Genomic DNA, 25061 nt, shown 5'->3' with positions numbered 1-25061 from the left:
GTTGCCCTGCTCAGTTCAATCCGAATAAAAGGAGGTAAACACCATGAATTTCCTGGGACATGTCGTGCGATTTGTCATCGCTGCAATTGTATTAATGGTGGTCAGCTGGATCGTTCCCGGATTCGCCGTTGGTGGCTTCTGGAGCGCTCTGTTGCTTGCTCTTGTCATTGCCCTGCTCGGCTGGATCGTTGAAGGTATCTTCGGCAAAAGAGTCAACCCGTTTGGTCGCGGTATTGTCGGATTTATCGTTAGCGCACTGGTGATTTGGCTTGGTCAATATGTTGTAGATCATGTTGAAGTCAGCCTGCTCGGTGCCATTCTCGCTGCGCTGGTTATCGGGATTATCGATCTCTTCATCCCGGTATCCACCCCTTTTGATGCCGGACGAAGCTCCAAAAGTTAATCTCCACTTCACCCTAACGTCCCCATGTATTCTCCTAAACCTCTGAAGGCCCTGTGCCGGAAGGGGTTTATTTCATTCGGGCAGTACACACGCTCTGCCGTACACGTACAATTTTCAAAAAAACGACATACGCAGCGTGTACAGGCATCCACATATTGCGGTATGATGACTGGAGCAATCATTCAAATTTTATCCATATCACGCTTTAAGGAGGCACATGATGAAGAAAGGCATAACATGGCTTGCTGCCTGTATGTTAATTCTGGTCCTCACTGCATGTGGAGGAGCAAAACAGTCCGCAGAATCTGGCAGCAATGGATCCGATGCTGATGCTGGAGTTACAGCCAGTGAAGAATTGGTCATCAAGGCAAGTAACTATGAATTCGATCAACCTGAGTACCATCTTAAAAAAGGCGTTCCCGTTAACATTGTTTATAAAAATGAAAACGGAAATCACGGTATTCTTGTGCCTGAGCTGAATCTTCAACTGGATACCAGAAATAGCTCCAAAGTCATAACCCCGGACAAAGTTGGTGAGTTTGAAATGTCCTGTTCTGTCTTCTGTGGTTCAGGACACAGCAGCATGATCTCCAAAATTATCGTTGAAGAATAGTATTCAAGACAAGGAGCCCCCGCAGCGACGGGAGCTCCTTCTTTAGTATAACAAATTGTACCAGAGTACGTTGCCCACGAGCCAGTTCTGCTGCATTCATTCCGCTAGGTCTGGTCCTGTTCAATCAATTCAATCCATTCGTTATATTCCGTCTGCAATTTCGTATATTCATCATGCAACTGACGATATTCCGTGTTCAGCTGCTCTGCCTTCTCCTGCTCCATTTCACGTTCAACCTGTAACAAACGTAATTGATTGGCCGCTAGTTCGTAACGCTCCCCCATCTCAAGCAGTTCAGTTTCCATGATCTCTTTCTCTTGGGTCGCTTCTGCACGTAACTTGTCCAGCTGCTGTCGTTCTTGCTCCAGTCCCTCCAGCAACTCACTACTTGCAGCACTTTCTCTCTTCCAAACCGTCAGTTCATTCTCAAGTGTAGCCCAGCGTTCCTGCCATGATTGTTCCTGAGCCGCCCATTCATCTGCACGGCGTTGCCATACCCGGTCGTTCTGCTCTGCTTGTTCAACGCTTGAGCGAAGTTCTTCTTCACGTCTTGTCAACTGCTCCAGACGGGATGCCAACTCGTTCTGTTTGGTTGACAGTTCTTCGTGTTTGATCTGCCACTCCAACGCTTCTTCCTCAGTCTGGGCTAGCCGGCTCTCTTGCTCCGAGTAGCGCTCGGAAAGTTTAGCCGAAGACTGTCTCGATTCTTCAAGTGCGCTCACAATCTCTTGTTTCTCCTTGCTCAATTCATCCAGCTTGGAACTGTAATTCTCTTCCCGTTGTAATGCATCACTGTAATCGTTACGGATTTGTTTATAGTTATCCTGAAGTCGGTTCAGCTCTTCCCGAACAACATTTAGCTCAACTTCAAGCTGATTGCGTTTCTCTTCCAAAAGCTCTGCATCCTTCTGGTATTGCACAGCCTCTTCATGGTTGAAACGAGACTCTTCCTTCACCACGGACAATTCATCATGAAGGGATTGCACACCAGACTCCAACGTTTCATTTTGTTCAGCAACTTCAAGAATCTGATTCTCCAGGTCTCCGATCTCAGCCAATCGCTGCTCAGCAAGATCCTTCAAGGACTGCTCACGTTCCGTAAGTGTGCCGATCTCATTCTGCAATGTACGCACCGCAGCATGAGCCTGTTCAAGCACTTTTTGCAGTCTGCGCTGTTCCTCTTCCGACTTCACTTCAGCCTCACGAAGCTTTTGGGCTTCCTGTTCAAGCTGTGCATGTTGCTCCTGAAGTTTGCGTAGCTGTGCTGTGAGAGAGGTTTCTCTATCCACAGTTTCATTATACTTCTGCTTCCATTGTTCCTGTGAATCACGGGATTGCTGGGCAGCCTGTTCCGTTTCACGCAGAAGCTCCTGCAACTGGGAACGGTCCTCTTTCAACTGCTCCAGTTGTTGCTCCAGTTCCGTAATACGGCGCGTCTGAACTTCCTGCTCCTGTTTACGGACCCCATGCTCATGACGTAACGATTCCAATTGACCACGCTCGTGCTGAAGCTGCTGTTCTTGCTCTGCAACCATGTCCTGTGCACTGATGAGCTGGGTCATTACTTCTTCTAATTGCTCTTCGACATCTAATAGTCGAGTCTCCGCCTGTTTACGTTGGTCCTCAAGTTGCTGCTTGAGCTTGCCCTGTTCTTCTTGCAATAAGGCCTCTGCCGCAGCTTCGGCTTCTTTTGCCTGGGACGCTGCTGCTTCCTTGGCTTGCTGCAATTGTTCCTCGAGGGCTGCTTCTTTCTCCATCCATTCGAGTTCCAACTGCTCGGATAACGCCTTGAACTCCGCATTCAACTGATTTATCTCAGTCAGGCGCTTCTGCTCCGCTTGTTCCTGCAAGTCAGCCCGTTCCTGATTCGCCTGATCCGTGAGCTCTTGTGTCTGTTGCAGCGCTTTTTCTTCAGCCTGTTGAAGACGAAGTTCCATCTGTTGCTGAAGTTCGTTATATTGCAACGCTGCTTCTTCCTGAGCTTTCTTCAGATTGCTCTCTGCCTGCTCCAACTCGGACAAAATGGCCGACTCGGCTTCTTCCTTGGCTGTCTGAACCTGCTGCGCAGCCTTGGCTTCAATCTGTTGACGTTCTGCAACGGCACGGCTTTCGGCTTCTTTTAATTGAGCTGCAGTCTTGTCCTGCAGGTCTTTATATTGCGCCGCAGCTTTGGCCTGCGCCTGCTGCAATTCGGCTGCAGAACGGTTCTGAGCTTCTTTGAGCTGGGAAGCAGCCTGTGCCTGTGCATTTTTAAGCTGGTTAGCCGCTTTCTCTTCCATTTCCTTCAGCTGTTTCGTTCCCTTGGCTTCTGCTTCCTTCAGTTGTGCCGTCGCTTGGGCCTGCAATTTCTGCACTCGCTCCGTTGCTTGAGCGCGTTCTTGCTCCAGCAGCTTATTCAACTTGGCTATCTCTGAATTTTTGTCCGATTCGGACTTTTGCAACGCCTGCTCTGCTTCAATCTTCAGCTGTTGCAAATCAGCAAGAGCCTGGTCACGCCGTTCCAATTCTTGTTGATGTTCATTTTGTATGGCGTTTAACCGATTCAATTCGTTTCTCAGTTCTGTACGTTCTCCAGTGAGCATCTTCAGTTCATTACGGATTTCCTGAGTCTGAAGAGACTGTTCAGCCATATGTACAGCCGCCAGTACCGCAATACGCGGAGTATCCAGACGGGAATTTTGCTTGGAGATCGCGCCCATACGCTCATCTACCAGGTTAGCTACTTGTTTCATATAGTCGGCACTGCTGCCAACCAGTTTATAGGAAGTCCCGTAGATCTCTACGGTGACGCGTGTACGATCAGGTGTAGTCACAGTTGTGCCCTCCTTCAAGTCTGTATGTTGATTCTAAGCTGTAATCACAAAAAAGTCACATCGATCCTCTAATGCTAAGGATTCGATGTGACTTCAAACAATTCCTGCTAATCTTTGTTCAAAAAATCTTCTTTTGTCCTATTTACGCAATTCCGCTCCGAATTGCTCTTCCAGACGAGCCACTACACGGGCGTGAACTTCAGTAACTTCCTCATCGGTCAGTGTACGTTCACGATTCCGGTATACCAGTGCCATCGCCACGCTTTTCTTGTTTTCACCCAGTTTACTACCAGTAAACACATCGAACACCTGTACAGTTTGTAACCATTCACCCGCCGATTCACGAATGGCGCGCAGCATATCTCCCGCTTCAATATCCTCATTCACAACAACCGCGATATCACGTTCCATGGCTGGGAAACGCGGAAGTTCACGATAACGAATGTCAGCGTCTGCTTCATTGTAGATCGATTCAAGTGCAATCTCTGCGATGTACACATCATTCAGATCATACTGCTGTTGCAGTTCCGGATGCAATTGACCCAATGTACCGATCAATGTGCCTTCCCCGCCATCCTTACCTTCCAGGTAAACCGATGCGGAACGTCCCGGATGGAATCCTTCAGGGCTGTTTGCTACCAAGCGAATGCGTTGTTCAAGCCCCACATAGGCGAACAGATGCTCAAGAGCACCTTTCAGATCGAAGAAGTCTACTTTCTCCGCTCCAACATTCCACTGCTGGCTTGCACGATTCCCGGTGAGCAGCAAGCCCAGTACCGGAATCTCATGTGGTTGTTTGGTCAACTGATCTTCTTCAGTGAAGAACACATTGCCCACTTCAAATACAGCCAGTGAATCCTGTTTACGGTTCATGTTATACACCGCTGCATCCAGCATTTGCGGCAAAATACTCGTACGAAGCACACTGCGGTCCTCACTCATAGGCATCGCGAGTTTCACGGCTTTACTGCCTTGTGTCAATGCCGGGAACAATGTCGCTTTATCCGGGTGTACAAAGGAGTAACTGATCATTTCCTGCCAACCACTGCCTGAGAGCAATCCACGAATCGTGCGGCGCATTGCTTGAGAGCGTGTATATGCCCCTGGAGTCGTCGGTCCTTCAATCCATGTGGTTGGAATGTTGTCGTATCCGTACAGGCGTGCAATCTCTTCAAACAAGTCTACATCGAGCGTAATATCCCCTCTGCGTGTTGGCACTTCCACATCCAGCAATCCTTGATCAGCATCACCACATGCAAAGTGCAAGCGAGCGAAGATCGTTTTTACCTCAAGCAAAGACAGATCAGTTCCCAGATAACGATTCAGTCTGTTCAGCGACAATTGAATTACACGTTTCTCCGCAGCTTCTGCTCCAGCTTCCACGATTCCCTGGTGCACTTCACCTTCAGCATAACGCTGAATCAGTTCAGCCGCACGATCCAAAGCCGTAATGACCGCACCCGGGTCTACTTCCTTCTCAAAACGCATGCTTGCTTCGGAACGTAGCCCCAGTTGGCGCGACGTTTTCCGAACGGTTCCGCCGTCGAACTTGGCGGACTCCAGCAACAGATTCACCGTACCTTCCGATACCTCGGAATTCTCGCCACCCATAACCCCAGCGATGGCTACAGGTTTCACGCCGTCCGTGATGAGCAACATGTGCGGCTCCAGCTTGCGCTCCTGTCCATCCAGCGTAACAATCGTTTCGCCTTCGTTGGCCATCCGCACTTCAATATGGCCCTTTTCCAGCTTATCCGCATCGAATGCATGTAGCGGTTGACCGTATTCCAGCATGACATAGTTCGTGATATCAACGATGTTATTGATTGGGCGAACACCTGCCGCCATGAGACGGTTTTGCATCCACAGCGGGGAAGCACCCAGCTTAATGCCGGTTACATAACGAGCTGCATAGTGAATGCATTGCTCCTGTGCCTTGATCTCTACAGAGATATGATTCGCGGCTGCATCACCAATTTCAACCAGTTGGTCTTTGGGACTTGGCAGCTTCACTTCACGACCCAGGATGGCACCCACTTCATAAGCTGCACCACGCATGCTGAGACAGTCGGAACGGTTCGGTGTCAGGTCCAGTTCAAGAACATGATCGTCAAGACCAAGAACCTGGCTGATTGGCGTGCCAACCTCTGTTTGTTCCGGCAGAACGAGAATACCTTCCTGCTGATCTTTCGGCAACAATTTATCGTTCATGCCCAGCTCTTTGGCGGAACAGATCATGCCAAGGGAGACAACACCGCGCAGTTTGGCTTTTTTGATATCCAATCCACCAGGGAGCTTCGCTCCAACCAGGGCTACGACTACTTTTTGGCCTGCATCCACATTTTTCGCACCACACACGATCTGCAGATCTTCTTCCTGACCAGCATCGATGACACATACATTAAGTTTGTCTGCATCCGGGTGTTTCTCCTTGCTCTTCACATAACCTACAACAACTTTATTCACGCCCTTGTTGCGGTTCTCCACTACATCAATTTCGACACCCGCACGGGTGATTTTCTCTGCCAATTCCTGTGGCGTCACACCTTCAAGGGAAATATAATCAGACAGCCAATCTGTCGATACTCTCATGGACGTTCACTTCCTTCATCTATAAATTGGTGTTCCCGGTTCATTCGCTTGCTCTATATGGTTAATCTTTCTTGTCTTAAAGTTACAGCCGTCCAAATTGCTTCAGGAAGGTCAGATCGCTATTGTAGAAATGACGGATATCATCGACTCCATACTTCAGCATCGCGATACGTTCTACGCCCATACCAAATGCGAAGCCACTGTATTTCTCCGGATCGTATCCACCCATCTCCAGTACTTTCGGGTGAACCATACCGCCGCCCAAAATTTCAAGCCAGCCTGTTTGCTTACATACGCGACAGCCGCTGCCGCCACATTGTACACAAGTTACATCCACTTCCGCACTTGGCTCTGTGAACGGGAAGAAGCTTGGACGCAGACGAATTTCTGTGTGGGAACCGAACATTTCGCGTACGAATTGCAACAGGGTTCCTTTCAGATCGCTCATACGAATGTTTTCGCTGATGACCAAACCTTCAACCTGGTTGAATTGGAAAGAGTGTGTCGCATCGTCATCATCACGGCGGTATACTTTACCTGGACAGATGACTTTGACAGGCACCTCGCCCTTCATGCTCTGCATGGTACGTACTTGAACCGGAGATGTATGGGTACGCATCAACAAGTCTTCGGTAACATAGAAAGAATCCTGCATATCGCGCGCCGGGTGATTCTTCGGCAGATTCAATGCTTCAAAGTTGTAATAATCCATTTCGACTTCAGGACCTTCCGCTACGCGGTATCCCATACCGATGAAAATATCTTCGATCTCCTGTACCACTTTGGTCAGTGGATGCAGTCCGCCTTGACGTCCACGACGTCCTGGCAGAGTCACATCAATTTTCTCGGATTGCAGACGCTTCGCCGTCTCTTCCTTCTGGAACTGATCCTGCTTGCTGTCGATGACTTCCTCAATGGCAGCCCGAACATCATTGGCTACTTGACCAATAACTGGACGTTCCTCCGCACTAAGCGCACCCATACCACGCAAAATCTCAGTTAATGCACCCTTTTTCCCCAAATACTTTACACGCAGATCACCGAGCGTCTGCGGATCATTCACACTAGACAACTGCTCCAGCGCTTCGATCTTCAATGCCTCTAAACGTTCTTTCATGTGTAATTGCCCCCTTTTTGTGGTGTTTTTGCAACAAAAAAAGGCCTTCTCTCCCCTGAAGGGACGAAAAGACCGTGGTACCACCCTTGTTAGACATCCATTGCTGCGTGGCCCTTCTGGCCTGCAACTGGTTCTGTCTCACTTTGTACGGAATAACGACCGTTAACCGTTTGCCCCTACTGTTGCCTCTGTGTCTGCACACAAACAGGTTCAGGGAACCGCTTCGGAGTGAATTTCGGCAACCTTGTTCTACAGAAACGCTCTCAATCTAAGGCGCTTCCTCCCTGTCCAGAGGCACTGCTTACTTATCTCCATCATCACGTTTGCTTAGTTTACCTATATCGATGTAATCATCGATGATCGTTCATAATTATATGCAAAATAGATCGAAATAGCAAGCCGTCCATATTCTAATTTATGCTTGCACCTTTATCTTTCAATTGTTTCAGGCGCTGCTGGATTTCGCGAATCTCAGCTGCCTCGACTGCTCGCTCATTCGAATGCTCGGGCTGTGTCAGACTGTCTTTTCCAGCAGTGCTCACAGGAGACAGCAACTCCGATAGGCGCATCTCCAATCGTAACCGCTCGTCATCGGATTCCCGGGTCTCCAGCGCCACCTCCCGAAGTTTGGTGGACTGCTCCCAATCCGACACACCTCCTTCAAACAGAGTTGCTGTGCCACCAGCCTCCAGATCGCATAACCGATTCGCAAGTGACTTCGTCAGCATCCGGTCATGGGATACAAGCACCAAAGCACCTGAAGCCTGTTTTAATACATTCTCCATGACTTCCTGGGTATCAATGTCCAGATAATTCGTCGGTTCGTCCAGCACCAGCAGATTGGCTCCGCCAAAGTACAGTCTCAGAAATGCCACTCTGCACTTTTCCCCCATGCTCAAATCCCCAATGCGCTTGAATACATCATCTCTGGAAAATAGGAAACATCCCAGAATGGTACGTGCCGCACTTTGTGTCATGGATGGAAGAGTAAGCAAGCTGTCCAGCAGCGTCAGATTTTCGGGAAGCCCTTCCAGCTCCTGTGAAAAGTAACCGATTTTCAGCTGTGGATGCCGGGTGACCTTGCCTTGCGAAGGTTCCAGTTCACCAATCATCAATTTCAGCAGTGTTGTCTTGCCGGTTCCATTAGGACCTCGTACAGCAAGCCGATCTCCGCGTTCCACAGTAATTCGAAGATTGCGTAGCAATGATTTGTCTCCCGTATATGAAAAACTCACCTCTTCCAGCGCAAGCAGCTGGCGTGCAGCCAGTGGATTCATCTGTAATTCCATGTTCAACTTTGCAGCTTCACGAGGTTTATCCACCCGTTCCCGCTCTAAACGTTCCAGCTGTTTTTGTTTCGCATGGTAACGTGAAATATTTTTGTTGGCTTTGGCTTTGTAGAAACTCTGGGTGATCTTCACCTCCACATCAGTCGCCGAATTATGCGCTTTATGGAACCATTCCTGATAATTTCGAATCGTTTCTTCCAACGCCTTACGTTCCAATTCCTGCCTGCGGTAGATCGTTTCCTGTTCGCGTAATTCACGCTCTTTGTGGATCTTGTAGTCGGAGTAACCTCCCTTGTATTTGGTCAGGGCATCTGGACTGAACTCAATGACTCCTGTTGCTACCTGATCAATAAACGTACGATCGTGTGATACAAATAACAGCGTACCTTCATATGAGGATAACCACTCTTCCAGCCAGCGCATGCTTCCCTCATCCAGATGATTCGTCGGTTCATCCAGGATCAGGAATTTGGGTTTGCTGACAAGTAGCCCCGCCAAACGAGCCTTTGTTTTTTGTCCACCACTCAAGGAATGATAGAGTCTATTCCAATGCTCTGCGGATAATCCAAGGCGAGTCAGTACTTTCTCTACCTCAGTCTCCCACATATAACCGTTCAACTGTTCATATTGCTCCATCACTTGTGTATAAGCTGCAAGCAACTCTTCATCCGCTTCAGTGCTCATGCTCAACCGTTGTTCCAGTTCTTCCAAGTTCCGTTTCACTTCATAGATCTGACCGCTCTCACGACGGACCGCATCCAGTACATTCATCCCGGTCTCAATCTCCGATCGCTGGCGCATGAACCCCCATTCCTGCTGAGGGATATGACGTTCAATCCGTCCACCACCATGCTCCTCACCCAAAATGATACGTAACAACGTTGTCTTGCCGCATCCGTTGCGACCCAAAATGGCGAGTCGTTCGCCCTCATTAATCTCCAAATTCAATCCTGTAAACAATTCAATACCGTTCCACTCTTTTGATACTTCATGTAAGCGTACCAATGTCATCATGAGGCCTCATCCTTCCTGCATCCTTTTTGCTGAACAAAAAAAACCGCTGGCATCAGCCGGCGGTTTGGCAATTCAGGGTTGGATCAAGCATTCAAAGACAGATCTAAGGTAAGCTACGGCATGAACAAAGAAACCCAAAATACAGGGTACACGTAAACCTCAATGGCTTACTTGCTCCATACCTTTTCCCATAGCTGAATTTGGACACACGAATCCCCTCATTGCTCAGCCGCTCTGGCTGACTGCGTCATAAAACCGTCTGCAGTTAACTGGGGTTCAATTCATGTGTTTTACTTCATGGGACGTATGGTTACCTCTCATTCATGTGTAGTATCAATTTCTCCGTTATTGTACCAGAACATTGTAAAAAAGCAAAGGGTACATAATTTAAACTAAAGAATACTTACTTACTCGCCACTCCTAAAATAGAACAATCTTCTGATCGCTGTTACCACGGGATTTCCTTTAGCGCAATAGAAAAAGCCCCTGCATCGCAAGGACTCCGGTACTGCTTCATTAAGCGGGTGATGGGAATCGAACCCACGCTATTAGCTTGGAAGGCTAAAGTTCTACCATTGAACTACACCCGCATGATTGAAGATTTATTGTTAAGTTCCTTAGGAATTTAACAGTGATTTTACAAATAATAATATACCATGATCCTCTATAGCATGCAAGTCATATTTTCCATTTTTTTCATTACGCATCCATCAAAAAAAAGCAGGAGCACCCTCGCGCCCCCGCTGTTCCCTATCCTGTAGGCTTATCCACATCTCTCAAAAACTTCTTTTCAAATTCAGCGGCTTTAATCGGTTTGCTGAAGAAATAACCCTGAGCCTCGTGACAGTGTTGATTGCGAAGAAAGACCATCTGATCTTCGTTCTCCACACCCTCAGCTGTGACTTTCAGTTGTAAATGATGCGCCATTGAGGTGATGGTAGATACGATCGCTGCGTTATTGCTGTCCTCCATGACTTCATTCACAAATGAACGGTCAATCTTAAGCCGATCAATCGGCAGATCCTTCAGATAGTGCAACGAGCTGTATCCCGTTCCAAAATCATCAATACTGATATGCACACCAATTTCTTTGATTTTGCGCAACTGTTCGAATGACCGGTCTTTATCAAATGTCATGCTCTCTGTAATCTCCAGTTCAAGCCATACAGGCTCTAGTCCCGTCTCTTTGAGAATGCCATTGATATTGTCCAACAAATGGGAGTGCCTGAATTGTCTCATCGACAGATTCACCGAAACACACAGTTTACGATAACCGGCTTCCTGCCACTGTTTGTTCTGTGCACACGCTTCACGAAGCACCCATTCTCCAAGTGGCACAATGAGCCCACTCTCTTCTGCCAGAGGAATAAAGTCCGCCGGAGATACCGAGCCTCGTTGCGGATGCTGCCAACGCACCAAGGCTTCCATGCCAACGATTAGCCCACTTTGCAGATTAACCTGCGGCTGGTAGACCAGGTAGAACTGACCTCGATCCAACGCCTTGCGCAGATCATTCTCAAGCTGCAAACGCTCCTGTGCCTTCATCTGCATCGCATGGGCAAAACGATTCAGTTCCATTCCTTGTTCCTTTGCACTGTGCAAAGCCGTATCGGCATTCTGAATAATCTCCAGTGGTGACTCCCCATCATGTGGGAAAATGGCCATCCCAATTCCAAGTGTCAGATGATACTCATTGCCATCAACCAAGACGGGCTTCTCAAAAAGTTGCAAAATGGATCTTGTCCGACGCAACGCTATATCGGTTGAACTGAAATCTGTCATCGTTAATGCAAACTCATCTCTTCCCAATCCAAAGACTTCTTCTCCTGGAAGGGACAATTGTTTCAGTCGTTGACCTACCTGACGCAAAACACGGTTAGCTGCTTGCTGTCCAAGCGAATCATTTATGGTTTTGAACCGATTAATATTCAGGACCAATACACCAACAAGCTGTTCCTGCACCACGGCGTCATCCATCATCTTTTTCAGCTGCTGTGAAAGGCGACGACGGTTTGGAAGTCCCGTTACATCATCATGATGAGCAATATAGTTCATCTTGGCTTCCGCGACCTGCTGTTGCAGGAAAGGTGTGTCCACTACGGACGTATACAGTCCTTTTTGGATGAAAAAATATGCCATACAATTACTCAGCAATCCTAATAACAGATTGAGATCGTTCACCCCAGTTGCTGAAACAAAATAACATTCACCAAAAAAGAAACACAGAATGCCACATAGAATGGTTGGTAAATCACTGTCTTTGGTTTTTTTCCATTGTACAAACAAAAGAACTGCAATAATGCCATAGAGCAATCCAACCATAAGATGAACTCGAGTGAAGATACCACCAAGCACTTCCCCATCAAGCATACTCGGCAACATGCTCCATTCCTGAATAGCCAGTATGTACAAAATAACAAAGGTACCCAATGTCCCACTTAACAGTAAGAATTTGCGTGGTAATGCAAACTCTTTCTCATTTAAGGTATACACGAGCAGTAAACCTACGGAACATACCAAAGATCCCATGGTTGACATCATTAAGGAAAACTCCGATTCCATCATGGCTCCATTTGGAATCTCTTCTGCAAATGAAACGATATGAACCAGTTCAAATAGTCCAATCAATAAAAAGAGTGTTGTCAATAATGTCCTCCGAAGCGTTAGCTTCTGTGTCCGAAACAACCAGCTTTGATTATAGATGCCGATACAAGCCGCTACCGCAGCAAATCCACCCAAGAGTGTCAAAACCGGGTAACCCGATATGATCAGATCAGAGCTTGAAGAAGAACGAAACCATTGACTTGCGAGGAAACATAATAAGCCGCCCACAGCGACCCAAATTATTTTTCTCTGATCTTGCAGATTAACCTTCATGCCGTGTTTTCCTTCCCGGGATCACCTATCCTGAATTACATTAACCAAACTTAACAACTTACTACACGATTCGACAAAAAACATATTAACCAACGTTCAATTCACATGCATACACATGCTATCTGGTACATAATAACATTTAATTTTGTATACGTGAACTAAAAAATAGTTACTCCTAGGAATATTTATTCACAAATATATAGAAAAACAAGGCATTAAGAACTAAAAAAACATGGATCTCCAGTTAGAGTCCATGTTTTCCTATTTTGCAACTGTATTTCAGACTATATTACTTCTCAAAATTCACTTCTGGTGTTGTTAATTTATCATAGAAATCAACAACCTTATCCTTGTCTTCCGATGAGCGAATCGCCATTGCTGAACGTGGATGCTCGTCCAACGCGCCTGTAATCATGTAAGGCAGAATGTAACCCCATTCTTCTTTTTCTCTGAGTGGAACCATCAACTGTTCCAACACACCAAGTACTGGACGCAGATTGTATTTTGTTCCTTTCAGATGAGCTACGAGCAATTCGGTTGGACAGTTTCCTGCCGCACGTCCCATACCATACACAGAAGCATCAAGCAGTTCGACGCCAAGTTCTGCCGCAACCAATGTGTTAGAAAACGCAAGTTGCATATTATTATGTGTGTGAACACCAAGACGTTTGTTAGGCAAGTGAGTCTTGAACTTCTCTACCAGATATTTCACATCATTATGGTCCAAGCTACCGTAGGAGTCTACAATGTAAACAACATCCACAGCGCTTTCTTTGATCAATTCAAATGCTTCCAGCAATTCATTCTCCATAACATTGGAGAGTGCCATAATATTAAGTGTAGTTTCATATCCACGATCATGGAATGTTTGAACCAGTGCAAGTGCCTTGTCTACATCTTTGCTGTAGCAGGCAACCCGGATCAGATCCAGCATGCTCTCACTGCGAGGCAAGATATCATTTTCGTCCACACGCCCAACGTCAACCAGTGCAGACAGTTTGGTATTGCCTTTTTGAGGAATAACTTTACGCAGGAAATCATCGTTCAGGAAACGCCATGGTCCTGCTTCCTCGGCACCTTTAAGCAACTTTGGAGAGTTCTTATATCCAATTTCCATATAATCAACGCCAGCTTCATTCAATCCAGCATATAGCTGTTGAACAAAGTCCACGCTAAAGTCCCAATTATTCACCAATCCGCCATCACGGATCGTACAATCTACAATTTTGCAATGATTTGTCTTCATTAATGTCTGCTCCTTTTCTGACCAACTTGTGTATTCCTCTCATGATACTTGAACGTGACAAGAAAAGTAAAGGGATTCCGGACTTATTTACTTCGATAAGATCTCCAGATTCGGTCAATCTCAACCATATCGGAACGATCGGGAGATTTCTCTCCATAACGGACGGCATTATACGTATCTGGCAGTCTCGCAGACAGCTCATCTTCTTCTACCTTCATACCATTCTGAATAATGGTCTGTGCAGCCTCCAGCGGAGTGTGTGTCCGCTGTATTTCCACGCCTCGATGAGCGGCTCTTTCAATCCAAGTCCGATAGTAATACCGAACACGTTCGGCATCCTGTGCAGGTGGCGCCTCTTTCTTGCGAAACCAATTCTTTCGGACTTTTGCTGGCGCATCAAGCGTCTCACTGACATCGATATACTCCGTCCGTGGTTCTGCCTTCTTTTCACCTGGTTGTAACATCCCCTTGAATCGGTCCATAAGTCTGTTTATCGTTTTTTGTCCCAACCTCAGAAGCAGCCACAGAATTACTCCTGCTACAGCACACATCACTACCCATCCGAGGATGTTCCAGAAGACTGAGGGCTCGGATGGCGGCTCTCTCCAGTCATTCGGTATATTTAACTGCTGATTGGGGTTGTCCATTGGTAATCGTGGCTCCTCGCCGGAAATCGGACCAAACCATCCCCTGATCCATGCAAGCAAGCGATCACGTAGCGGTCCCAGCCAGGCAGCCAGACTTGGGAAAGCACCAATCGCGACGATAACAATAAACATCCACATGAACCGCTGATGATTCGCACGTGCAAAATCTCTTAATACCAATCTTCTCTTGCCGTCATTGAGTATTGCCTGATCCAGTTGCAGCATATATCGTCCAACCAGCCAAAAGGCAAAGCTGATCACTCCCGCAATATAGATCCATAGGGTATAGGTTTGTATCGGCTGCATGAATTCCAACGAATTCGAAGCAATCATAAGCACGATTGCACTGATTACACCCATAATCTGCAAGCGCCATAACAATACAGAATGAAAGACTGGCTGGAGGGTCAGACCTGCATAAGCCGAGATGACTCCACACAGTACCAATGTGATGATATCCGGCAACGGGAGAATAAGGCTCAACCCAACAACGAGTGCGAAGAGAAATCCTATGACGAGTGCCGCTAGTCCACGAATGAGTGTACTTTTCTCGCTAAAACCTGGAATTTTATGCTGAATGAATTGTCCTAACCAACCTACAAGAACAACCAGGATGAATAATGTGTACGGCAAATGTTCCATTGCGTAGAATGAAGCAAGCGTAAATATCGGAAAAAGGTATATGCCAGCCATCAAGACGGCAAGCATTGTTATGAGTCCTGTGGTCGTCACTACCGGTCTGTTCCTCATGCACTCACCGCCTTCGTATTACCCTTCACGTCCTCTACCGGGAGAATCGTTACACGATGTCCTTGTTCGTGCAGACGTGCAATCTCGTGCTCCATAGCGGCAGATACATAGGATGTAATCAGCAGATAACTGCGGATTTGCTGTGCTTCTTCATTCAGACGTACTTCATCATTCAGGAATTGCTCCATGGGCACCATGCATTTCAACTCTGTCTCAGCCATAGCTTCCAGTAACCGTTCCAGATGGGGCGTGCCATAATCCGGTTCAATCCGAAGTGTATCGCGGCCTCCACCCACATGATAACCATTATGGGCGAAACCTGCCGGCAACCCTCTACCGATGGCATCCACTGCAGCTGTGGCAGCGTAACGAAGTGCCCGCTCAATCTTTTCCGGTCGAGTAACAACACTCCACATATCTGCAGATTCCTGAATATTGACTACAATCCAGGATTGCGGATCAGCCGTCCATCCCTGCTTGTAGACTTGTAATTCACCTGTACGTGCACTCGCTTTCCAGTGAATACGATTCATGGGGTCGCCTGCGCCATAAGGCCGAACACCCAGAATCAAGAAAGGATCTTCAACGATCCATCGTGATACTTCAACTTCTCCCTGCCAAACCTGATAAATTGCAGGAAGATCCTCTGCATTCACTAATGAGGGATACACAATCATAGACATTTGCAAAGGAATCGGTTTGGTGGAACGCCACACGCCAAAGAGATCCCCACCTGTCATCGTTGCTGTATTTAATGGATAAATTCCACGCTGAGTACATGTGAAAGGATGCTTGCGCGTAATACGAGTAAACGGTTTTAACGTAAAAATACTCTTATGGTTCTGATAGATTTCGCCTTGACTAATATCCATACCTGAGCCGGAACGAAATACAAACGACACTGGCATCATCGATTCAAGTCTGAGCCACGGTACGGAGACTCGTTTCTCATTCGATATCGTCTCCACCATCTCAAGTTCATCTCCAGCGTAACAACGCAGCTTGCTGAATTGTCTGCTGTACCTGAGCTTTCGCAGTGCAGGTCGTCCAAACCACACACCATGTATAACAACGACAATGCCTCCAACAAGGACAAGCCATAATAATGCCATAAGATTAACGCCCGCTTGTAGCGAGATTCTCCGTAGGCACTTCTGTCTGATTCAGAAGTTCCTGGATGATACGCTCAGCCAAGCCCTCTTGTTGTCTGATCCGGTTACGGAATACCAGTCGGTGCGCCAGCACAGGTCCCGCCAGTGCTTTAATATCATCAGGCAAAACAAAGTCTCTGCCATGCAGTGCAGCCCATGCCTGACTTGCCTTGAGTAATGCCTGGGCCCCTCGTGGACTTACGCCAAGCGAGAGCTCTGGATGTTGCCTTGTCGCTTCGGTTAACTGAATGATATATCGTAGCAGATCTTCGTTGATTTGCACTGTTTTATACGTATCCTGCGCCTTCAAAAGTTCTTCACGACTGATCACTGCCGAGAGATCATCAACAGAACGACTGGCTACCGTACGTCTCAAAATTTCTACACTCTCTTCACTGCTTGGATAACCCATGCGAATTTTCATCATAAAACGATCCATCTGCGCTTCAGGTAGCGGAAAAGTTCCCTGGTTATCTACAGGATTCTGGGTGGCGATAACGATGAATGGCCGTTCCAACTGTCTCGTTGAACCGTCGATACTGATCTGGCGTTCTTCCATACACTCCAGCAAGCTTGATTGTGTACGCGGTGTAGCCCGGTTAATCTCATCAGCTAGTACAAGATTGGCAAACAAGGGGCCGGGTCGGAATTCAAAATCCCCTTCTTTTTGATTAAAAAAATGAATCCCTGTTAAGTCCGAGGGCAGCAAGTCCGGTGTAAACTGTATCCGTTGGAATGTGCAGTCCAATGAAGAGGCTACCGATTTGGCAAGCATCGTTTTCCCAGTACCCGGTACATCCTCCAGCAGCACATGTCCTGACGCTATGATCGCTGTCATCACCAGCTCTATCGTATGCTCTTTTCCCACAATCACTTTTCCCACGTGATCCATCAGTTGTTGATTCATTCGTTCCATTCCTTGGATTTCCATCTGCATCTCATCCTTCCGTTATGGAGCTTATGTATTCGCATTCATTACTAACTATAACCGTTATTGGCAACATAAAACAAAGGAGTTGGCAAATGGCCAACTCCTCGACTCCCCGCTTTTCTCAATATACCAAGGGTAACATAATTATAAACCGCGTGCCTTCACCCTTTTTGCTATCCACAGAGATGGTGCCTCCATGGTTCTTGATGATTCGGTAACTCACCGAAAGTCCAAGCCCCGTTCCGCTCTCCTTGGTCGTGAAGAATGGATCAAACAGACGTACAAGCGTGTTATGGTCCATCCCATGACCGTTATCCGCGATGGAGATCTGCACGAACTTGTTTTCCGTGGCGGTAGATATTCGAATTAGACCCGTATGTTCTTCGCCAACTTCCTCAATGGCATCCATTGCGTTTTTCACCATATTCAAAATAACCTGCTTAATCTGTTTGACATCAATGGACACATTCAGCGGGGCATCCCCTTCATCCAGTACGATCTCGCATCCCTTCATCAACCCTTCGCTTTCGGTCAGCAAGACCACCTCTTTGAGCAAAGAGTCGACGGATATCACGGTCTTCTGTGGAGCTGACGGTTTGGAAGAATTCAAAAATTCGTAGATGATGTCATTCGCCCGATCAATCTCCGTCAGTATGATTCGAGCGTACTCGTCTTTGCCGAGCTGCAGCAAATGGGGCCTGAGCAGTTGAATGAACCCACGGATTGCAGTCAACGGATTACGAATTTCATGAGCAATAGATGCTGATATTCGCCCCAGCATCGCAAGTTTGTCATTTTGATAAGCGGTCTGTTCAATTTGTTTATAATCAGATACATCTTTGACGCTGAATAAGAAGTCGCCATCCATCTGATCACCGTACGTCACAGTAACCAGCCAATGCCTTCCGTATTCATCAATCAACTCATGATAGCGCTTACGATGAAAAATAGTTTCCCGATAGATACGTAAAATTTTCTTTTTCTTGAATCGGCTCATCTGCGGATGATGCAGCATTTGCATCAGGGTGCAGCCGCTCAACAGACTTCGTGGAAGCTCCAACAACTTTGCCATCTGAACGTTAATAAACGTCAATACACCGTGACTGTCAAACAACATAATACCGCTATCCAGATGTTCCAGTACATTCTCGTACTTGTTGTTATCCAGATGCACAGGCGGGAATCCATCCGTTGGTTGAGGCACTGTATCCTGAAATTCACTAATCATGTCAGGTTCCTCCTTTTCACGTAAATGATAAACTTGCCATTCGGACATCATATCATCACAGAAACAGGAAGGGCCGATTTTATTGTTCATTACCGGTGCCCTTTCGTTGGGGGGCTGAGCCGAAAATATGGATGGCATGTCCGGAACTCAAGCTGGTCTATTCCCGGTAACCAACATTCGATCCGGAAAATCATATACGTTTGTTCCATTCTGACCTTCTCCTATTCCCAAACACGAACATTTTTTGCTCCGCCTCTTTGCAAGTCTGTTTTTATCATAGACAAGTTTATAGAAGAGAGTCAATCGGAGAAAGTGTCGAATGGAAATTATTTTAAAAAAAACCTCGAATTAGTTCCAGAACAACGCACAAAAACGAAGCCGTTTCACCCCATAGGTAAATCAGCTTCGTTTTTAATATCTTTAATTTGTGATATATCCGAGTTCATCTATAGTCCGGTCTTATTATGCTGAATTTTCAGTCTGCGCTGACTCATCACAGCTAATCGACGTTTAAGTTCGCTTTCCCACTTCTCGTCTTTGGTTTCCTTCGCGAGCCTGAGCAAATCCAGAGCCATATCAATCTGGCGCTGCACAATGACCATCGCATCCTCGCTCTCACGGTTTACACAGTTTTCGAAAATCGCATCCTCATCTTCTGTAACATAATCTTGAAAGTCGATCTCGGATGCACCGTCTCCATGCGCATATTCAGCCAGGATTTCGTATTCGTTTTCCACTTTATAATGCACCTCAACCCGGTGACACACCGGGCAAAACAGCAGGGGAACATTATGAACCTGGGTGCGGTAATGCTTCAGCGTGCCCTTCGTTCCAACCATACTTGCCCCACAACAGTAACTCATTTTTGTTCACCCTCCTTATTACGTGCCGGGACTTTTTTGTTAAAATGCAATCCCGTACACTTACAGCACTTCCGAAAAGGAATAGTTCCATCAGTGTTTCACATTCATGTACAGATTATAAATGCAGAGCACCGGAATATTTACCGGGTTTCCATACCCTATTCGCCTTAAAGGCCATCAATTCCTCTTTCAACAAATAAAAAGAAGACTTTCTTCTAATATATTATTAACACGCTTAGCTGCTTGTTCAAACACTTTTGATTAACTTCGTGATAACTTCCGGCAAAAGGGTGCAAAAAGCCCTCAATCCCTAACGGGATGAGGGCTTGAACAAAAACCGTTCAAGTTAATCTGGCTTACAGGTTAGTGTCGCCTGGTTTCCAGTTCATTGCACACAATCCGCCGGATTGCAGTGCTTGCAGTACGCGAAGTGTTTCTTCAACACTACGGCCTACATCGTTGTGGTTAACCACTTGATATTTCAATTCGCCTTCTGGATCGATGATGAACAGACCGCGCAATGCTACGCCTTCTTCTTCGATCAGAACGCCGTAATCTTTAGCCACTTGCTTCGTGATATCGGAAGCCAGTGGGAAGTTCAATTGACCCAGACCATTGCTGTCTACAGGTGTATTGATCCATGCTTTGTGGCTGTGTACGGAGTCTACGCTCACGCCAAGGATTTCTGTATCCAAAGCTTTGAATTGCTCGGAAGCAACGCTCAAAGCTGTAATTTCAGTTGGGCACACAAATGTGAAGTCCAAAGGATAAAAGAAGAATACAAGCCATTTGCCACGATAATCGGACAGTTTAACGGAACCGAAGTCTTGTCCGTCTCCCGATACTGTTTCCATTGCGAAATCCGGTGCTGGTCTACCTACCAAACGTTCTGCCATAACTAAAAATTCCTCCTTTGGGATTATGTAAGCATCCTTGCGGATTGCTCATCATCAAGAAAAACGCGTACGCTTTTCCTGTAATTAAAATGATTTGATACTTGATAACAAGTACAAGTAAAATGTTATCATCCGGACTTCCCAAAGTCAAGATTATAAACATTATTTTTTTATAATCATTATAAATAAGGATTTTTCGTGGCAAAAATGATAAAGGAACAGCCCTCTGTACATTCCATAACTGGAAACAAAGGGCTGCCTGTAGTTGGTAATATAATTACGCCTGTTTCTGAATAGCCGCCACGATCAAATCGCCCATTTCGGTCGTGCTGATCGCTGTGCTCTTGTCTACAGCAATATCACTCGTGCGGTGTCCTGCATTCAATACATCCGACACAGCTGCTTCAATGGCATCCGCACCTTCTGTATAACCAAAGGTTGTACGGAACATCAACGCCAAAGAGAGAATGGTTGCAATCGGATTAGCGAGGCCTTGACCTGCGATATCCGGTGCGGAACCGTGTACCGGTTCATAGAGTCCGAAGCTGCCCTCTCCCAGTGATGCAGATGCGAGCATACCGATGGAACCTGTCAACATCGCTGCTTCATCACTCAAGATATCTCCGAACATGTTTTCCGTTACGATGACATCGAAGCTGGACGGACGACGCAGCAATTGCATCGCGCAGTTGTCTACCAGTACATGCTCCAGTTCAACATCCGGATAATCCGGTGCTACCCGGTTCACGACTTCACGCCAGAGACGGGAAGTTTCCAATACGTTGGCTTTGTCTACAGAAGCCAGCTTTTTGCGACGTCCTTGCGCAATTTCGAATGCCTGACGAACGATCCGCTCCACTTCTGTTACATTATATGCACATGTATCTACTGCCTCTTCGCCCTGTGCACTTTCACGTCTGAACTTCTCTCCGAAGTAGATCCCACCTGTCAACTCACGTACCACCATCAGATCTGTACCTTCCAGTACTTCAGGCTTCAGAGTTGAAGCATCCTTCAAGCAATCAAATACAACAGCCGGACGCAGGTTGGAGAACAATCCAAGTGCTTTGCGAATACCCAGCAGGCCTGTTTCCGGGCGAAGCTCCTTGCTGTTGTTATCCCATTTTGGACCACCAACCGCTCCAAGCAGGACTGCATCTGCACTTTTACATACAGTCAGTGTTTCTTCAGGAAGAGGTGTACCCTTCTCATCAATCGCGATTCCGCCAAACAACGCATGCTCTGTCTCAAAACGATAACCGAATACTTCCTCCGTACGTTTAAGAACTTTCTCAGCCTCAGCTACGACTTCAGGGCCGATTCCGTCACCTGCAATAACTGCAATTTTTTTCACGTCTGCCATTGGGTTGTCCACTCCTTATATTTCATTCATTAATTATTCATAACGTAACGTCTCATATTAACTCTCTCTTTTGTATCATATTCCAAGGAAGGTCATTTGACCAAGATATACAATCTATGACTTTAATAGATTTTACCTATAAGCCAATAGAGATTGGCCTTTCCAAGTTGTTCTGACCTCCCGGCTGGGTTAAAATATAGCTGAATTCAAATCAGGTACGCAGGAGGGATAAGCAACATGCAATATTCGTATTTGGGTAAATCAGGCCTCAAGGTCAGCCGAATCTGTCTCGGCACCATGAATTTCGGGCCTGCTACAGATGAAAAAGAAGCTTTCCGCATTATGGACGCAGCACTCGATGCAGGCGTGAACTTTTTTGATACCGCTAACATCTACGGTTGGGGTGAAAATTCCGGCCTTACCGAAGAAATTATCGGACGCTGGTTCAACCAGGGTGGGGGCAGACGTGAAAAAGTAGTTCTGGCCACCAAAGTATATGGCTCCATGCATGATGATACAGATGGCCCCAACAACGAAGCTGGCCTCTCCGCCTACAAAATCAGACGGCATCTGGAGGGCTCCCTCCGCCGCTTACAGACCGATCATATCGAGCTATACCAGATGCATCATGTAGACCCTGCCATATCGTGGGACGAGCTGTGGGGTTCGTTCGAGAATGCCGTTCATCAGGGTAAAATCGGTTATGTAGGATCGAGTAACTTTGCTGCATGGCAGATTGCAATCGCTCAAAGTGAAGCCAAGAATCGTCATTTCCTCGGCCTGGTTTCCGAACAACATAAATATAGTCTCAACTGTCGTTTGCCTGAGTTAGAAGTACTGCCCGCAGCCAAAGAGCTGGGCCTCGGCGTCATTCCATGGAGTCCACTGGATGGTGGATTACTGGGACGTAACGCTCTGCAGAAACTGGAAGGAACACGCAGCGGGGGCATCGCTGGACGGATCGAGCAGCAGCAAACTCAGCTTGAAGACTTTGCCGCACTGTGTCGTGATCTCGGTGAACCACAGGATACGGTGGCTTTGGCATGGGTTGCAGCCAATACGGCGGTGACCGCCCCGATTATCGGACCGCGTACGCTGGAGCAGTTTGAGACCGCACTCAAATGTCTGGACGTGACTTTGGATGAAGCTGTGCTCAAACGTCTGGATGAGATTTTTCCGGGCCCAGGTGGATATGCACCTAATGCATACGCGTGGTAATAGCTTGATAGCGTAAGCCAATACAATAGGAAGCGTAGAAAAGGTTCTGTGTTTTACTGCCATAATTATATAAATCAGCATTTTGCATAATTCGAATTATACCGCTCACGGGTACAAGATATAGACGAACAGAATCATTCCGATCTATATCTTGCTGATTGGAAGACGCTTAGAGAATTTATGCAAAATGCTCAAATACAAGCAAAAGAGTCTGGCCCTCCACAGGAGAGTCAGACTCTTTACGTACCTCACTAAACGTAACAAAGCAAGCCGAACGATCTTCTATATCCATTAAATTAAAGATAGATCATTCTAGCAGCATACATGTGTCTCAGCTTAAAGTTCAGTTCAATGAAAGGTGCGTGCTTCTTGCATTGGAGCCTACAGATTAACGTTTACACGGTTCGTATATGTCTTGCGCTTCTCAATCAATTGATTCAGGCCGTCTACATAGGCACGTGCACTTGCACCCAATATATCTGTGCTTACGCCACGTCCTTGTACCGAAACCTGATTCTGAGTCAGCACAACATGTACTTCACCCAATGCATCCTTACCATGCGTTACCGATTTGATAGAGTAGTCAGACAACGTTACGTCTTCCCCACTCACTTGGTCAATCGCATTGTAGATCGCATCTACCGATCCGTTACCCTCTGCTTGCTTCTCAATCGTATCCCCATCAAGCGTTGCAATGCGGACTTTGGCCGTTGGTACCGATTCATCTCCGTAAGTTACGAAGATGGATTCCAGTTTATACACCTCAGGTGCATCCTGCAATTTCTCTTCAATTACGGCAAGCAGATCTTCGTCAGTAACTTCTTTTTTCTTATCAGCCAGATCTTTGAACTGGGCGAAAGCCCGATTCAATGCTTCTTCTTCCAGCTCATATCCCAGATCAATCAACCGTTCACGGAAGGCATGACGACCAGAATGTTTACCCAGTACAAGTTTACTTTCCTTCAGACCGATGGACTCTGGGGTCATGATCTCGTACGTGGTTTTTTCCTTCAGCATACCATCCTGGTGAATGCCAGATTCATGTGCGAAGGCATTTGCCCCAACAATGGCTTTGTTTCCAGGCACAACCATACCTGTCAAACGGCTAACCAAACGACTGGTCCGTGCAATCTCAGACAACTGCAGCGATGTTTTCGCCTGGAAAAATTCCTGACGTGTCTCCAGTGCCATAGCAATTTCCTCGATCGCCGTGTTTCCGGCACGTTCACCAATGCCATTGATCGTACCTTCGATCTGATCGGCTCCGTTGAGAATGGCTGCAAGTGTATTGGCCGTCGCCATACCCAAGTCATTATGACAGTGGGCGCTCAGCTGTACCTTTTCAATACCGTGTACATTCTCCTTGAGATGTTTGAAAATGTTTCCGTATTCATATGGGCTCAGGTAACCAACCGTATCCGGAATATTCACGACGGCTGCACCTTCTTCAACAGCCATATTCACCATTTCCACGAGGAAATCATACTCGGTACGACCTGCATCCTCAAGGGAGAATTCAATCTTCGAGAATGTTTTCTTTGCATAACGAATCGCGGAACGAGCTGTATCCAGTACCTGCGCTTTGTCCATGCGCAATTTATGTTGGCGGTGAATAGGTGAAGTTGCCAGGAAAACGTGAATGCACGGGTCCTGTGCACCTTTAAGTGCTTCCTTAACCGCATCAATGTCTTGCTCTCTGGAACGGGACAAGCCAATTACAGTCACATTTTTGACCGCATTTGCTACTGCATTGACAGCTGCCAGATCACCTGGAGATGCCGCCGGGAAACCCGCTTCCATCCGGTCAATGCCAAGCCGCTCGAGCTGATGGGCAATTTCCACCTTTTCACGAGTGTTCAGATTGACTCCCGGGGATTGCTCTCCATCACGCAGCGTTGTGTCAAATACATAGATTTTACGCACGCTTCGCACCTCCTGTACTTGTTGTTATATGTTTCTCTGAACCAGCAATAGCGGCTCACGCATAAGCACGGCCGCTATTCCCAGTTAAAGCTCTAAGTTTACTTGAATACCTTTAAGTGCATGTTCT

The 25061-nt window shown here is 46.8% G+C and carries 17 protein-coding genes and 1 tRNA gene; 3 read left to right on the top strand and 15 right to left on the bottom strand.

The annotated features are described in order from the left end of the window. Nucleotides 1-43 precede the first annotated feature (43 nt). Entirely contained in the window at nt 44-403 is a 360-nt protein-coding gene (locus MHI48_RS09035; RefSeq protein ID WP_036610114.1) for a phage holin family protein, read from the top strand. 217 nt (nt 404-620) lie between these two features. Next, on the top strand, nt 621-1016 hold the full coding sequence (locus tag MHI48_RS09030) for a cytochrome C oxidase subunit II (RefSeq protein ID WP_373461337.1): 396 nt from the start codon (nt 621-623) through the stop codon (nt 1014-1016). Between the two features lie 104 nt (nt 1017-1120). Here the strand turns inward: MHI48_RS09030 and MHI48_RS09025 are convergent, their stop codons facing one another. The 14 genes from MHI48_RS09025 to leuB all read right to left on the bottom strand — a co-directional run bounded on the left by MHI48_RS09025 (nt 1121) and on the right by leuB (nt 21793). Then, the gene (locus tag MHI48_RS09025; RefSeq protein WP_036669775.1) at nt 1121-3829 is read right to left on the bottom strand and encodes a hypothetical protein; all 2709 of its coding nucleotides are present in this window, start codon (nt 3827-3829) and stop codon (nt 1121-1123) included. 138 nt (nt 3830-3967) lie between these two features. Beyond that, a complete protein-coding gene (pheT, locus tag MHI48_RS09020; RefSeq protein WP_036669772.1) occupies nt 3968-6421 on the bottom strand; it encodes a phenylalanine--tRNA ligase subunit beta in 2454 nt (817 codons plus the stop codon). Between the two features lie 82 nt (nt 6422-6503). Further along, nucleotides 6504-7538 carry a phenylalanine--tRNA ligase subunit alpha gene (pheS, locus tag MHI48_RS09015; protein WP_036669769.1) on the bottom strand — a complete coding sequence of 345 codons (1035 nt, stop codon included), beginning with the start codon at nt 7536-7538 and terminating at the stop codon, nt 6504-6506. Nucleotides 7539-7948: 410 nt separating this feature from the next. Continuing rightward, entirely contained in the window at nt 7949-9841 is a 1893-nt protein-coding gene (gene abc-f, locus MHI48_RS09010; protein ID WP_036669766.1) for a ribosomal protection-like ABC-F family protein, read from the bottom strand. A gap of 519 nt (nt 9842-10360) precedes the next feature. After that, nucleotides 10361-10431: transfer RNA gene (locus MHI48_RS09005), tRNA-Gly, on the bottom strand. A gap of 160 nt (nt 10432-10591) precedes the next feature. Next, nucleotides 10592-12718, bottom strand: coding sequence for an EAL domain-containing protein (locus tag MHI48_RS09000; protein ID WP_036669765.1), 2127 nt, complete (start codon nt 12716-12718; stop codon nt 10592-10594). Nucleotides 12719-13007: 289 nt separating this feature from the next. Beyond that, nucleotides 13008-13964: an aldolase catalytic domain-containing protein gene (locus MHI48_RS08995; RefSeq protein WP_036610133.1), complete on the bottom strand. Its 957-nt coding sequence runs from the start codon at nt 13962-13964 to the stop codon at nt 13008-13010. An 83-nt stretch (nt 13965-14047) separates the two neighbouring features. After that, nucleotides 14048-15361, bottom strand: coding sequence for a DUF4129 domain-containing protein (locus MHI48_RS08990; protein WP_036669764.1), 1314 nt, complete (start codon nt 15359-15361; stop codon nt 14048-14050). Further along, nucleotides 15358-16473, bottom strand: a complete 1116-nt coding sequence (locus MHI48_RS08985; protein ID WP_036669763.1) for a DUF58 domain-containing protein — start codon at nt 16471-16473, stop codon at nt 15358-15360. The genes MHI48_RS08990 and MHI48_RS08985 overlap by 4 nt, the downstream gene beginning before the upstream one ends. Nucleotides 16474-16477: 4 nt before the next feature. Then, a complete protein-coding gene (locus MHI48_RS08980; protein WP_036669762.1) occupies nt 16478-17443 on the bottom strand; it encodes a MoxR family ATPase in 966 nt (321 codons plus the stop codon). Between the two features lie 121 nt (nt 17444-17564). After that, nucleotides 17565-18671, bottom strand: a complete 1107-nt coding sequence (locus tag MHI48_RS08975; RefSeq protein ID WP_036610143.1) for a PAS domain-containing sensor histidine kinase — start codon at nt 18669-18671, stop codon at nt 17565-17567. Between the two features lie 446 nt (nt 18672-19117). Beyond that, a complete protein-coding gene (locus MHI48_RS08970; RefSeq protein ID WP_017689649.1) occupies nt 19118-19534 on the bottom strand; it encodes a hypothetical protein in 417 nt (138 codons plus the stop codon). 356 nt (nt 19535-19890) lie between these two features. Continuing rightward, nucleotides 19891-20430: a peroxiredoxin gene (locus MHI48_RS08965; protein WP_036610146.1), complete on the bottom strand. Its 540-nt coding sequence runs from the start codon at nt 20428-20430 to the stop codon at nt 19891-19893. Between the two features lie 277 nt (nt 20431-20707). Further along, nucleotides 20708-21793 carry a 3-isopropylmalate dehydrogenase gene (gene leuB, locus MHI48_RS08960; protein ID WP_036669759.1) on the bottom strand — a complete coding sequence of 362 codons (1086 nt, stop codon included), beginning with the start codon at nt 21791-21793 and terminating at the stop codon, nt 20708-20710. A gap of 237 nt (nt 21794-22030) precedes the next feature. Here leuB and MHI48_RS08955 point away from each other — a divergent pair, with 237 nt between their 5' ends. Further along, a complete protein-coding gene (locus tag MHI48_RS08955) occupies nt 22031-23011 on the top strand; it encodes an aldo/keto reductase (RefSeq protein ID WP_340032311.1) in 981 nt (326 codons plus the stop codon). 381 nt (nt 23012-23392) lie between these two features. On the opposite strand, the gene MHI48_RS08950 is transcribed toward MHI48_RS08955, so the two are convergent. Continuing rightward, on the bottom strand, nt 23393-24934 hold the full coding sequence (locus tag MHI48_RS08950) for a 2-isopropylmalate synthase (protein ID WP_036610154.1): 1542 nt from the start codon (nt 24932-24934) through the stop codon (nt 23393-23395). Nucleotides 24935-25061: the final 127 nt, after the last annotated feature.

Source organism: Paenibacillus sp. FSL H7-0942, from assembly GCF_045040715.1.
Lineage (GTDB): Bacteria > Bacillota > Bacilli > Paenibacillales > Paenibacillaceae > Paenibacillus > Paenibacillus amylolyticus.
This window is presented reverse-complemented; position numbering and strand designations above follow the sequence as displayed.

Bases quoted from the DNA above. Each gene is read 5' to 3' on its own strand.
- MHI48_RS09035 (WP_036610114.1), top strand. From the start codon at position 44: ATGAATTTCCTGGGACATGTCGTGCGATTTGTCATCGCTGCAATTGTA.
- MHI48_RS09030 (WP_373461337.1), top strand. From the start codon at position 621: ATGATGAAGAAAGGCATAACATGGCTTGCTGCCTGTATGTTAATTCTG.
- pheT (WP_036669772.1), bottom strand. From the start codon at position 6,421: ATGAGAGTATCGACAGATTGGCTGTCTGATTATATTTCCCTTGAAGGT.
- pheS (WP_036669769.1), bottom strand. From the start codon at position 7,538: ATGAAAGAACGTTTAGAGGCATTGAAGATCGAAGCGCTGGAGCAGTTG.
- abc-f (WP_036669766.1), bottom strand. From the start codon at position 9,841: ATGATGACATTGGTACGCTTACATGAAGTATCAAAAGAGTGGAACGGT.
- MHI48_RS09000 (WP_036669765.1), bottom strand. From the start codon at position 12,718: ATGAAGGTTAATCTGCAAGATCAGAGAAAAATAATTTGGGTCGCTGTG.
- MHI48_RS08995 (WP_036610133.1), bottom strand. From the start codon at position 13,964: ATGAAGACAAATCATTGCAAAATTGTAGATTGTACGATCCGTGATGGC.
- MHI48_RS08990 (WP_036669764.1), bottom strand. From the start codon at position 15,361: ATGAGGAACAGACCGGTAGTGACGACCACAGGACTCATAACAATGCTT.
- MHI48_RS08985 (WP_036669763.1), bottom strand. From the start codon at position 16,473: ATGGCATTATTATGGCTTGTCCTTGTTGGAGGCATTGTCGTTGTTATA.
- MHI48_RS08980 (WP_036669762.1), bottom strand. From the start codon at position 17,443: ATGGAAATCCAAGGAATGGAACGAATGAATCAACAACTGATGGATCAC.
- MHI48_RS08975 (WP_036610143.1), bottom strand. From the start codon at position 18,671: ATGATTAGTGAATTTCAGGATACAGTGCCTCAACCAACGGATGGATTC.
- MHI48_RS08970 (WP_017689649.1), bottom strand. From the start codon at position 19,534: ATGAGTTACTGTTGTGGGGCAAGTATGGTTGGAACGAAGGGCACGCTG.
- MHI48_RS08965 (WP_036610146.1), bottom strand. From the start codon at position 20,430: ATGGCAGAACGTTTGGTAGGTAGACCAGCACCGGATTTCGCAATGGAA.
- leuB (WP_036669759.1), bottom strand. From the start codon at position 21,793: ATGGCAGACGTGAAAAAAATTGCAGTTATTGCAGGTGACGGAATCGGC.
- MHI48_RS08955 (WP_340032311.1), top strand. From the start codon at position 22,031: ATGCAATATTCGTATTTGGGTAAATCAGGCCTCAAGGTCAGCCGAATC.